At 67.1% G+C, this 11,802-nt stretch carries 10 protein-coding genes; 6 read left to right on the top strand and 4 right to left on the bottom strand.

The window, feature by feature from the left end:
* The first annotated feature begins 15 nt into the window (after positions 1 to 15).
* A complete protein-coding gene (locus QAR72_RS00050; protein ID WP_304615302.1) occupies positions 16 to 666 on the top strand; it encodes a ceramidase domain-containing protein in 651 nt (216 codons plus the stop codon).
* A gap of 8 nt (positions 667 to 674) precedes the next feature.
* Here the strand turns inward: QAR72_RS00050 and gshB are convergent, their stop codons facing one another.
* The 3 genes from gshB to rsmI form a co-directional block, all read right to left on the bottom strand.
* On the bottom strand, positions 675 to 1,634 hold the full coding sequence (gshB, locus tag QAR72_RS00045) for a glutathione synthase (RefSeq protein WP_304615301.1): 960 nt from the start codon (positions 1,632 to 1,634) through the stop codon (positions 675 to 677).
* Between the two features lie 68 nt (positions 1,635 to 1,702).
* Entirely contained in the window at positions 1,703 to 2,119 is a 417-nt protein-coding gene (locus QAR72_RS00040) for a YraN family protein (protein WP_304615300.1), read from the bottom strand.
* Positions 2,109 to 3,041, bottom strand: coding sequence for a 16S rRNA (cytidine(1402)-2'-O)-methyltransferase (gene rsmI / locus QAR72_RS00035; protein ID WP_304615446.1), 933 nt, complete (start codon positions 3,039 to 3,041; stop codon positions 2,109 to 2,111). The genes QAR72_RS00040 and rsmI overlap by 11 nt, the downstream gene beginning before the upstream one ends.
* A 118-nt stretch (positions 3,042 to 3,159) precedes the next feature.
* Here rsmI and QAR72_RS00030 point away from each other — a divergent pair, with 118 nt between their 5' ends.
* The 3 genes from QAR72_RS00030 to murJ are packed head-to-tail and all read left to right on the top strand — an operon-like array spanning position 3,160 to position 8,674.
* The gene (locus QAR72_RS00030) at positions 3,160 to 4,368 is read left to right on the top strand and encodes a penicillin-binding protein activator (RefSeq protein ID WP_304615299.1); all 1,209 of its coding nucleotides are present in this window, start codon (positions 3,160 to 3,162) and stop codon (positions 4,366 to 4,368) included.
* A 22-nt stretch (positions 4,369 to 4,390) separates the two neighbouring features.
* Positions 4,391 to 7,147: a [protein-PII] uridylyltransferase gene (locus tag QAR72_RS00025; RefSeq protein ID WP_304615298.1), complete on the top strand. Its 2,757-nt coding sequence runs from the start codon at positions 4,391 to 4,393 to the stop codon at positions 7,145 to 7,147.
* A 3-nt stretch (positions 7,148 to 7,150) separates the two neighbouring features.
* Positions 7,151 to 8,674 carry a murein biosynthesis integral membrane protein MurJ gene (gene murJ / locus QAR72_RS00020; RefSeq protein ID WP_304615297.1) on the top strand — a complete coding sequence of 508 codons (1,524 nt, stop codon included), beginning with the start codon at positions 7,151 to 7,153 and terminating at the stop codon, positions 8,672 to 8,674.
* Here murJ and QAR72_RS00015 read toward each other — a convergent pair.
* Complete coding sequence (locus QAR72_RS00015; protein WP_304615296.1) at positions 8,671 to 9,378, bottom strand: rhomboid family intramembrane serine protease; 708 nt, start codon at positions 9,376 to 9,378, stop codon at positions 8,671 to 8,673. The genes murJ and QAR72_RS00015 overlap by 4 nt on opposite strands.
* Before the next feature lie 76 nt (positions 9,379 to 9,454).
* Between QAR72_RS00015 and trpS the strand changes: the two genes are divergently transcribed.
* Entirely contained in the window at positions 9,455 to 10,489 is a 1,035-nt protein-coding gene (gene trpS, locus QAR72_RS00010; RefSeq protein WP_304615295.1) for a tryptophan--tRNA ligase, read from the top strand.
* A 431-nt stretch (positions 10,490 to 10,920) separates the two neighbouring features.
* A partial coding sequence (locus tag QAR72_RS00005; RefSeq protein WP_304615294.1) for a Hint domain-containing protein occupies positions 10,921 to 11,802 on the top strand: 882 nt, incomplete at its 3' end.

Raw genomic sequence — 11,802 nt, 5'->3', positions numbered from 1 at the left:
AAGCAGGAGCCCCGGATGGACTGGCTTGCCCCCGTCGATGCCTATTGCGAACGCACCGGACCCGAATACTGGTCCGAGCCGACCAACGCGCTGACGAACCTGGCCTTCATGATCGCGGCGGTCCTGGTCTGGCGGCGCCTTGCCGGGCCGGGCATGACGACCGGGCGCGTGCTGGCGGCCAACCTGTTCATCATCGGCATCGGGTCGTGGCTGTTTCACACCCATGCCAACCGGCTGACGGGGCTAATGGACGTCCTGCCCATCGTGGCCTTCATCCTGATCTACGTCTTTGCCGCCACGCGCGATTATTTCGGCCTGCGGAGCTGGCAGGCAGGGCTGGTGGCGGCGGGCTTCATCCCCTATGCCGCGCTGACGGTGCCGCTGTTCCAGATGGTGCCGGGGCTGGGATCATCGGCGGCCTATGCGCCCGTGCCGCTGCTGATCCTGATCTATGCGGCGCTGCTGCGCGACAGGCTGCCCGACACGGCGCGCGGGCTGGCGATCGGCGCGGGGATCCTGATCCTGTCGCTGACCTTCCGCACGCTGGACGAGCCAAGCTGCGCCGTGCTGCCCTTCGGCACGCATTTCATGTGGCACATCCTGAACGCGGTGATGCTGGGCTGGATGATCGAGGTCTGGCGGCGCTTCGTGCTGACGGGGCGCTGACGGCGCCCTCACCCCGCCGCGCACCTTGCCTCCAGGCGACGTTCGATGGCCCGCCAGATGGCCTCGGCGGCGTTGATGCCGTCGAAGCGCTCAAGCTCCTGGATGCCGGTGGGCGAGGTCACGTTGATCTCGGTCAGCCAGCCGTCGATCACGTCGATGCCGGTGAAGATCAGCCCCTTTTCGCGCAGGACGGGCCCGAGGCGGCCGCAGATCTCGCGCTCGCGCGCGGTCAGGCCGACCTTTTCGGCCCGCCCGCCGACATGCATGTTCGACCGCGCCTCTCCGGCCTGCGGAACGCGGTTGATCGCCCCCACCACCTCGCCATCGACAAGGATGATGCGCTTGTCGCCGCGTGTGACGGCGGGCAGGAACTTCTGCGCGATGACCGGCTCGCGGTTGATGCCCGAGAACATCTCGAGCAGCGAGGACAGGTTCGGATCGTCAGGGCGCAGGTGAAAGACGCCTGCGCCGCCATTGCCGTAAAGCGGCTTCACGACGATGTCGCCATGGCGCTGGCGGAAGGCGCGGATAGCCTCCAGATCGCGGGCGATCAGCGTCGGCGGCGTCAGGTCCGGAAAATCCAGGACCATCAGCTTCTCGGGCGAATTCCTGACCCAGAACGGATCGTTCACGACCAGCGTCGTCGCCGCGATCCTGTCCAGAAGATGGGTCGAGGTGACGTAGGCCATGTCAAAGGGCGGGTCCTGCCGAAGCCAGACGACATCGGCCTCGGCCAGGTCAAGCTGCTGCCACGCGCCGAACTGCACGTGATCGCCCTGCTTCTTCTGCAGGATGACGCTGCGGCCACGGGCAATGATGCGCCCCTCGTCGTAACGCAGCTGATCCACCGTGTACTGAAACAGCCGGTGACCGCGCTCCTGCGCCTCGATGCCGATGCGGAAGGTGCTGTCGGCGGTGATCGAGACATGCTCGACCGGGTCCATCTGCAAGGCGACAAACAGGCTCATCCGACCCCCCTTTTCCAATCTCGGAGGTTCTTGTCGCCCGTCCGCCCGGGCAAGACAAGCCCGCCGCTTCAGTTTTCCCCGAAGGCGTTGACCAGCAATTCGACACGTCCGGTCCGGTCCACAAGCGCGACGTCGAAGCGCATCGAACACAGCCCGTCATGACCTGCACGATCACAATACTCCAAGGCGGCCCGGCAGATCCGTCGCATCTGCACCGGCTGCAGCCGCTCGGCGGCAATGGCATGGGTCGCCGCGCTCTTGACCTCGACGAAGACGATGTCCTCGCCATCGCGAAAGATCAGGTCGATCTCTCCGGAGGGACCGCGCCAGCGGCTGGCAAGAAGGTCCGCGCCCAGCGACAGATAAAGGCGCTGCACCGAATCCTCGGCCATCAGGCCCGACAACGCTGCAACCCGGCCGCGTTCTCGGCGGGTCGCGGGAACAGGGTGACCCTGCATCCGGCCGACGAAATTCTCAACGCCCATCCGTCTCTCCTGTATCGGGACGGTCCGCCCGCCCGTTCTGATCGCGCCCCAGATCCAGCGCGCGCTGATAAAGATCGCGCCGGGGCAGGCCGAATTCCTCGGAGGCCTGCTTCGCAGCGTCCTTGACCGACAGACGCGCCATCAGCTCGCGCAGCCGCTCGTCAAGCTGTTCAGCTCCGGGCGCGGGCCGCGCCGCCCGGTCGAGCAGCACGACGATCTCGCCCTTCAGAAGCCCCATGCGCGGATGGGCCGCCAGATCCGCCGCCCGTCCCCGAATGATCTCCTCGAACTTCTTCGTCAGTTCCCGCGCCACCACCGTAATCCGATTCGGGTCAATCTCGCACAAGTCAGACAACAATCGGTTAATGCGCCTGGGACTTTCAAAAAGAATCAACGTGGCATCGGTCCAGATCCATTGTCCCAGCCAGGCGCGGCGGGCTGTTTCGGTCGGGGGAGGAAAGCCCAAAAACAGGAAGCGGTCGCTGGGCAGGCCCGACAGGCTCAGCGCCGCAAGGGCCGCCGACGGCCCCGGCAGCGCATGGACCCGGTGGCCCGCCTCTGCGGCCTCCAGCGCCAGCCGGTAGCCCGGATCGGCGACCAGCGGCGTGCCCGCATCCGAGGCATAGGCGATGCTGGCACCCTCGGCCAGGGCCGCCATCAGCGCGGGGCGGGCGCGCTCTCCGTTGTGGTCGTGATAGGACAGCACCCTGCGTCCGCGCAGCGGCACGCCGTGGATGTCCATCAGGTGGCGCAACGTGCGCGTATCCTCGGCGGCCAGAAGATCGGCGGAATTCAGCACGTCCAGCGCCCGCAGCGTGATGTCGCGCGCCGTTCCGATCGGGGTCGCGACCAGATAGAGCCCGGGATCGAGCCTCGCGGCCTCGACATGGGCGGCAAGACGGGCGGGCCGGTTCTGGTCCATGCGGTCGGTCGGTTCGGTCATGGCGTTTTCCTTCTTGCGGCGGGCCGATTGCCAAGGCTGGGCCAAGCGCCTAGTTTGCCGCAAAGCCGTTCATGCGCGATCAACAGGGGACTTTCACATGTTTGCATCCGCGACAAGCGGGACCACAAGCGGTCTTCGCAGCCTTTTCATCCGGGGCGCCGCAATCATCTCGGGCCTGTTTCTCGCCGCATGCGAGCCCACCGGGGGGCTGGGACAGGCCAGCGGGCCCGAAACCGGGCAGATGATCACCGCCGGAGAGCCGGTGCGCGTCGCGCTGCTTGTTCCGGGCGGCTCGGGCTCGGCCGATCTGGACTGGTTGGCGCGCAGCCTGCGCAATGCGGGCCGGATGGCCGCCGCCGATGCGCAGGGCGCGGCGATCGACCTGCGCGTTTATGACAGCGGCACCAGCCCCGAAACCGCCGTGGCCCAGGCCAATGCTGCCGCCGATGCGGGCGCCCAGATCATCCTGGGACCGCTTTTCGCGGAATCGGCCAATGCGGTCGGGCGGGCCATGCTGCCGCGCAACATCAACGTGCTGTCCTTCTCGAACAACACCCAGGTCGCGGGCGGCAATGTCTTCATCCTGGGCAACAGCTTCGAGAACATCGCAGACCGGCTGGTCTCGCACGGGCTGTCGCAGGGCAAGCGCAACGTCCTGCTGGTGGCCGAGGACGACGTCGCGGGCCAGCTTGGCGCCCGCGCCATCGAGCGGGCCGTCGCCCGCAAGGGCGCGCGGCTGGCCGGACGGGTCGATCACCCGGTCTCGGTCACCGGAATCGACAGCGCGGCGCCGCGCATCGTCAGCGCCGCCCGTTCGGGCCAGGTGGACGCGATCTTCATGACCGCCAACAACCAGGCGGTGCTGCCCTATCTGACCGAAAGCCTGGCGCGCGCCGGCGTCACCTCGCAGGCCACGCAGCTGATGGGCCTGACGCGGTGGGACCAGCCTGCCGACCGTCTGGGCATGCCGCAGCTGGCCGAGGGCTGGTTCGCCATCCCCGATCCCACGCTGATGGCTCAGTTCGAGGCCCGCTATCGCCAATCCCATGGCGAGGCGCCGCATCCGCTGGCCTTCCTGGCCTATGACGGCACGGCGGCGGTCGCCTCGCTGGCGCGGTCGGGGCGGCGCAATGCCCTGACCACGACCGGCCTGACGCAGCGCTCGGGTTTTTCCGGTGTGGGCGGGCTGTTCCGGCTGAACCGCGACGGCACGTCCGAACGCGGCCTTGCAGTCGCCACGATCCGCAACGGGCAGCTTGTCGTGATCGACCCAGCGCCGCGCAACGCGCGCGGCCTGGGCTCGTGATCCACCGCAAGGCCCGCCCCGCATGAGCGCCATTCCGCAGGCCGCGCCCGATGCGCTGCCCGACCCGCTGGACCTGCGCGCGGCACTGGACGAGGCGCTGGAGGGCCAGACCGAGCCGCGCCAGATCCGCGCCAAGAGCGTCGCGCTGATCGCCGAGGCGCGCGCCCGCGCGCTGGCGGGGATCGAGGCCGATTTCGCCCGCAATCCCCGCGCCGCGCGCGAGATGGTGCGCGCCATCGCCACCGTCACCGACAGCACGGTGATCGCGGTGCATCACGTGGCGACCGTGTGGCTGCACCCGCAAAAGGCGACCTCGGATTCCGAGCGTCTGGCGGTGCTGGCGGTGGGCGGCTACGGTCGGGCCGAGATGGCGCCCGCATCCGATGTGGACCTGCTGTTCCTGACGCCCTGGAAGATCACGGCCTGGGCCGAAAGCGTCGTGGAATCGATGCTTTACATGATGTGGGACCTGAAGCTGAAGATCGGCCATTCGATCCGCAGCATCGACGACTGCCTGCGACTGGGCGAGGCGGACATGACGATCCGCACCTCGCTGGTCGAGAACCGGCTGGTGGCGGGCCATGCGCCGCTGGCGCTGACCCTACGCGACCGGTTGTGGTCCGAGCTGTTCGAACGCACCATCCCCGAATTCATCGAGGCCAAGCTGGATGAACGCGCCGCGCGCCATGCCCGGCAGGGCGGCCAGCGCTATGTGCTGGAGCCCAACGTCAAGGAGGGCAAGGGGGGCTTGCGCGACCTTCAGACGCTCTACTGGATCGCCAAATACATCCACCGCGTGGACCGGGCGGTCGAGCTGGTCGATCTGGGCGTCTTCACCCGCGACGAGCATCTGGCCTTCTGGCAGGCCGAGGATTTCCTCTGGGCGGTGCGCTGCCATCTGCATCTGATCGCCGGTCGTCCGGTCGATGTGCTGTCCTTCGACATGCAGGTCGAGGTCGCGCGCCGCATGGGCTATGCCGATGGCCCGGCCCGGCGCGCGGTCGAGTTCTTCATGCAGGATTACTTCCGCCACGCCACCCGCGTGGGCGAGCTGACCCGGGTCTTCCTGACCGAACTGGAAACCCGCCACGTGCGGACCGCGCCGATCCTCGGGCGGCTGTTCCGGCGCAGGCGCAAGATGCGGGCGGGGTTCATCGACCAGCAGGGGCGGCTGTCCTACGAGAACGAGGCGCTTTTCCTGGCGGATCCGCTGAACATCCTGCGCCTGTTCGAAGAGGCCTTGCGCACCGGCATCCTGATCCATCCCGACGCGATGCGGCTGGTGGCGGCGAACCTGCACCTGATCGACGAGAAGGTGCAATCCGACCCCGAGGCCACGCGCATCTTCATGGACCTGCTGCTGAAGCACGGCAATCCCGAACGCGCGTTGCGGCGGATGAACGAACTGGGCGTGCTGGCCGCCTTCATCCCGGAATTCGAGCCGGTCGTGGCGATGATGCAGTTCAACCATTATCACCACTACACGGTGGACGAGCACTCGATCCAGTGCGTCGCGGCGCTGGCGGCGATCGAGCGGGGCGAGCATCCCTCGGACCTGCCGCTGTCCTCCGAGATCATGGAGGCGGGTGGCATCAACCGCCGGGTCCTCTATCTGGCGACGCTGCTGCACGATATCGGCAAGGGCCGGCCCGAGGATCACTCGATCCTCGGCGCGCGGATCGCGCGGCGGATCGCGGCGCGGTTCGGCTTCGCCCAGGATGACGTGGACACGGTCGAATGGCTGGTGCGCCATCACCTGCTGATGTCGGATGTGGCGCAGAAGCGCGACATCGCCGATCCCCGCACGCTGCGCGACTTCGCCAAGGCCGTGAAGACCCGCAAGCGGCTGGACCTGCTGCTGGTCCTGACGGTCTGCGACATCCGCGGCGTCGGCCCGGGCACCTGGAACAACTGGAAGGCCGCGCTGCTGCGCAAGCTGCATCAGGAAACGGCCGCCGCGCTGGAAAACGGGCTTGAGGAGCTGAACCGCGACCGCCGCCAGGCCGAGGCCAAGCGCAGCTTGCGCCACATGCTGGTCGCCAAGGGCTGGGATGCGCGCGACATCAGGGCCGAGCTTGCACGCCATTACGACAGCTACTGGCCGGGCCTGACCACCCGCACGCAGGCCAGCTTTGCCCAGATGCTGCACCAGATCACCCCCGAGGAGATCCGCATCGAGATGCGCGCCGATCCCGACCGGGACGCGACGCAGGCGGCCTTTGTTCTGGCCGACCATCCGGGGATCTTCTCGCGGCTGGCGGGCGCGCTGACGCTGATGGGCGCGAACGTGGTCGATGCGCGCACCTACACGACGCGCGACGGCTATGCGACGGCGGTGTTCTGGGTGCAGGACGCCGAGGGCCACCCCTTTGCCGAGGATCGCCTGCCCCGTCTGCGCCAGACCATCCTGCGCACCCTTGCGGGGGAAATCGTCGCCCGCGAGGCCTTCGCGACCCGCGACAAGCCGAAGAAGCGCAACCGCGAATTCCGCTTTCCGACGCATATCACCTTCGACAACGAGGGCAGCGACATCTACACGATCATCGAGGTGGATACCCGCGACCGTCCCGGCCTGCTTTACGACCTGACCCGGACGCTTGCCGCGAACCACATCCAGATCGTCAGCGCGGTCATCGCGACATTCGGCGCGCAGGTGGTGGACAGCTTCTACGTCAAGGACATGTTCGGGCTGAAGCTGCACAGCGCCGCCAAGCGCGACTCGCTGGAAAAGAAGCTGCGCGCGGCGATCGCCGACGGGGCCAAACGGGCAGAGGCTTGATTCATGAGAACCGGACTGGTGCGCGGCTTCCTCGCCGTGGGAAGCTGGACCTTCCTGTCGCGGCTGACGGGCTTTGCCCGCGACATCCTGATGGCGCGCTGGCTGGGCAGCGGCACTGTATCCGACGCCTTCTTCGTCGCGCTGGCTTTGCCCAACATGTTCCGCCGGTTTTTCGCCGAAGGGGCTTTCAACACGGCCTTCGTGCCGATGTTCTCGAAGAAGCTGGGCGACCGGGAGGAGGCGGAGGGCTTCGCGCGTGACGCCTTCAACGGGCTGTTCTTCTGCACGCTGGTCCTGACCGCCATTGGCATGATCGCGATGCCCGGCCTTGTCTGGCTGATGGCGGCAGGGTTTCAGGGCGATGCGCGTTTCGATCTGGCGGTTGAATACGGCCGGATCATGTTCCCCTATATCCTCCTGATCTCGCTTGCGGCGATGATCTCGGGGGTGCTGAACGCCAATGGCCGCTTTACCGCCGCCGCCGCCGCGCCGGTGCTGCTGAACCTGCTGTTTCTGGCCGCGATGGCGCTGGCGCGGGTGATGGGCTGGGATATCGGCCTGACGCTGGCCTGGGCCACGCCCCTGACCGGCATCGCGCAGCTTGGCCTGGTCTGGTGGGATGCGCGCCGCAACGGCTGGACCTTCCTGCCCCGCCTGCCCCGGCTGACGCCCGAGATGCGGCGGCTTGTGCGGGTGGCCATGCCCGCCATTCTGGCCGGGGGCGTGGTCCAGATCAACCTGCTGGTGGGCCGTCAGGTAGCCTCGCGCTACGAGGGCGCGATCTCGTGGCTGAACTATTCCGACCGGCTTTACCAATTGCCGCTTGGCATCGTGGGGGCGGCGGTGGCGGTGGTGCTGCTGCCCGAACTGGCGCGGCGGCTCGAAGCCGGGGATGCGGCCGGCGGTCAGGCGGCCTTCAACCGGGCGACCGAGTTCGGCCTGTTCCTGACCCTGCCCGCCGCCTTTGCCATCGCGGTGATCGCCGAACCGATGGTCAGCACCCTGTTCGAACGCGGAGCCTTTACCGCCTTCGACACGCAGCAGACGGCGGCGGCGCTGCTGGTCTATGCGCTTGGCCTGCCGGCCTTCGTCCTGCAGAAGATCCTGCAACCGCTTTACTTCGCGCGCGAGGATACGCGCACGCCCTTCCGCTATGCGGTCCATTCGATGATCGTGAACGCGATCGTGGCCTTCGGGCTGATGCCGCTGATCGGCTTTCTGGCGGCGGCCCTGGCCACGACGCTGGCGGCCTGGGTCATGGCGGCGCAGCTCTGGTGGGGCAGCCGCAAGATGGGCGAGGCGGTGCGCGTCGATCCCCGTCTGCGCCGCGCCCTGCCCCGGCTTCTGGCCTGTTCGGCGCTGATGGCGCTGGCGCTGTGGTTCCTGCGCGAGGGTCTGGTCGACTGGCCGCGCATCCCCGCGCTGGCGATCATGGTCTTCGGGGGCGCGGCGCTTTACTTCGCGCTGGCCTTCGTGATCGGCGGCTACCGGCCATCCGAGCTGAAAGCCGCCTTGAAGCGCGGTTAACGCTGGCGAATCTGCGCCAGCGCGCGCTTGAGGCCGCCATCGACCAGCAGGAAGGACAGCAGGAAACCGACGCCAAAGCCCGCGATCTCGGCGATCCAGCCATGGCCCTGCGCGCCGTAAAGCAGCCCGAAGACCAGCTGGAACAGCAAGAGCGTGCCGATCAGCAGGAAGGCCCGCATCCGGTTCGCATTCTGCGCCGCCAGGCGCGTCCACAGCAGGAAGGTGAAGGCGCCGACCAGCCCGTAAACCGCTGGGTAGCCCCCGATCAGGGGCGCATTGCGCGCCTCGATCAGCGGCAGGATCGCGGCATGGATCAGCGCGCCGCCGATGGCCGATCCGAAGAACAGCGCCAGCACCGCCCAGGGACGGAAATTCTGCGCGACCATATTGCCAAGCGCCAGCGTGAAGACCACCACGAACAGCGCGTGCGTCAGCGACGCATGGACGAAGCTGAAGCTGAAGGCTCGGTAAAGCTGGCCGATATCGACGATGCCAAGCGCCCAGATCCGCTGCGCCAGTTCCGGCGGAAAGGCCGCCATGCGGATCGTCTCCAGCCGCAGGCCCACGCCCTGCGCGCCGCCGATCACGCCCCAGGCGCCAAGCGCGAAGACCGCCTCCAGCGCGACGATGGGCAGGGCCAGAAGCCAGATCACCGGCGGCAGCGGGTTCAGCGGCGATTGCGTCAGCATCGAGGGGTCACGCATGGGGTTTCCTTGGCGGTTGCGAACGGATCGGCCAACCGCTAAGCCACGGGCCAGGAAATTCCAAGGCAGGCCGCTCATGTCCGACCCGATCAACGCATCCTTCCGCCCGCGCATCTTTTCGGGCATCCAGCCCTCGGGCGGGCTGACGCTTGGCAATTACCTCGGCGCGCTGAAGCGCTTCGCGGCCCTGCAGGGCGGCGAGGCCGAGACGATCTATTGCATCGTCGACCTGCACGCGATCACCGTCTGGCAGGACCCGGACGCCCTGCGCGCCCGCATCCGCGAGGCCGCGGCGGCCTTCATGGCGGCCGGCGTGGACCCGGCGCAATCGGTCCTGTTCAACCAGTCCCAGGTCAGCGCCCATGCCGAGATGGCCTGGCTGTTCAACACCGTCGCCCGCGTCGGCTGGATGTACCGGATGACGCAGTTCAAGGACAAGGCGGGCAAGAATTCCGAGAATGCGAGCCTCGGGCTTCTGGCCTATCCGGCGCTGATGGCGGCCGACATCCTGACCTATCAGGCGACCGCCGTTCCGGTGGGCGACGACCAGAAGCAGCATCTGGAACTGACCCGCGACATCGCGGCCAAGTTCAACCACGATTACAAGGTGAACCACTTCCCGATCACCGAACCGCTGATCGAGGGCGTGGCCACACGCGTCATGTCGCTGCGCGACGGGTCGAAGAAGATGTCCAAGTCCGATCCGTCGGATGCCAGCCGCATCAACCTGACCGATGATGCCGACACGATCGCGCAGAAGATCCGCAAGGCGCGCACCGATGCCGATCCGCTGCCCGGCCAGATGGACGGTCTGAAGGACCGCCCCGAGGCGCGCAACCTGGTCAACATCTATGCCGCCCTTGCCGACGAGACGCCCGATCAGGTCCTGGCACGGTTCGAGGGTCAGGGCTTCGGCGCCTTCAAGCCAGCCTTGGCCGAGGTCGCGGTCGAGGCTTTGTCGCCGATCACCCGGCGCATGACCGAATACATGGCCGATCCCGCCCAGATCGACCGCATCCTGACCCAAGGCGCAGATCGGGCCGAGGCGATCGCCCGTCCGATCCTTGACCGGACCAAGGACATCATGGGCCTGCTCCGCACCCGCGCCTGATCGCGGCGCGCTCTGGCGGAGATCCAATGCCGGGGCCGGCGCGCCCCGGCATTCGCCTGTCGGCAGCGGGGAGAGGCAACCGCCTGGCCCTGACGCCTGATTCTGGTTAACGCACGGCCTGATCGGGGGCGGCGCCACGAAGCGGCAGTCGAAAACGGCAGCGACGCGGTCGGCGTTAGATCACTTGCACGGCATTTTACCGACTTTCCCGGTTTCGCGCCCGCACACGGGCATGAAACGCAGCCAAATGGCGACGGGATATCGAACTTTGTCCCGCATTGTCAGGGCTCTAGAGAAAGAACCCATCCAGTCGGCCAGCTGCCTATCCCTTTTAGCAGTTTAACGACCCATTCGTTGACGGAAAGGCATCCGGGCGGCCATCTCGACCCAGGGCGGTTTAATTCTTACTCCGGTGTAAATGGGAGCCTGCCATGAGCAACAACGACATCGCCGTTTCTGACAGCAGCACGATCGCGCAGGGCGTGACCGTGCGCAACGGGACAGCGGCGGATGGCACGCCCCTTCGTCATGGTACCGTGACGATCACGCGAACCGGCACCAGCGCCGGCACCCGCACGTTCAGCGGCAGCAACCGCTTCGTGGGCATTGATCTGGGCGCCGCGAACGACACGCTGATCGCGTCGAACATGATCTGGCGGGTTGCCGGAGACCCGCCAATTGCGTTTGACGATATCCAGATGGAGGGCGGCAACGATTCGGTCAGCCTGTTCCGCAGCGCCTTCACCGACATCGACATGGGCGCCGGAAACGACACACTGATCCTGGAACTGTCTGCCGGGCGCAGCGTGACCATGGGCTCCGGCAATGACCTCGTGCGTCTGGGCGGCAATCCAACGGCAACGCTCAGCGATGCGGAACTGGCGCAGAAAGCTGGGGATCGGGCCCCGATGATCATCGATGGTGGCACTGGCAGGGACACGCTGAACCTGCAGGGCAACTGGACCGTCACTCTGACGTCGAACGTCACCATCGACATGAACAATAACGGGACCTTCGAACCCGGCATCGATCGTGTCACGAACGTGTTCAACAACACAAATGCCAATCGCATCATCGGCCTGCCGACCGTCTTGAACGGCACCGTCAGCTTCGGCACGATCACCCTGCAGAACGGCACCACGGTGCCCTCGCGCGTGACGTTCCAGAACTTCGAGGCGATCAACGCCGTCTGCTTCACCGCCGGCACGCTGATCGAGACCGCCCGCGGCACCGTCAAGATCGAGGAATTGCGCGAAGGCGATCTGGTCCAGACCCGCAACGGCCTGAAGGCCCTGCGCTGGATCGGCAAGCGC

This window comes from Paracoccus sp. (in: a-proteobacteria) (assembly GCF_030604785.1).
Lineage (GTDB): Bacteria > Pseudomonadota > Alphaproteobacteria > Rhodobacterales > Rhodobacteraceae > Paracoccus.
The sequence above is the reverse complement of the archived record's forward strand: the minus strand, read 5'-3'. Positions and strand labels throughout refer to the sequence as shown.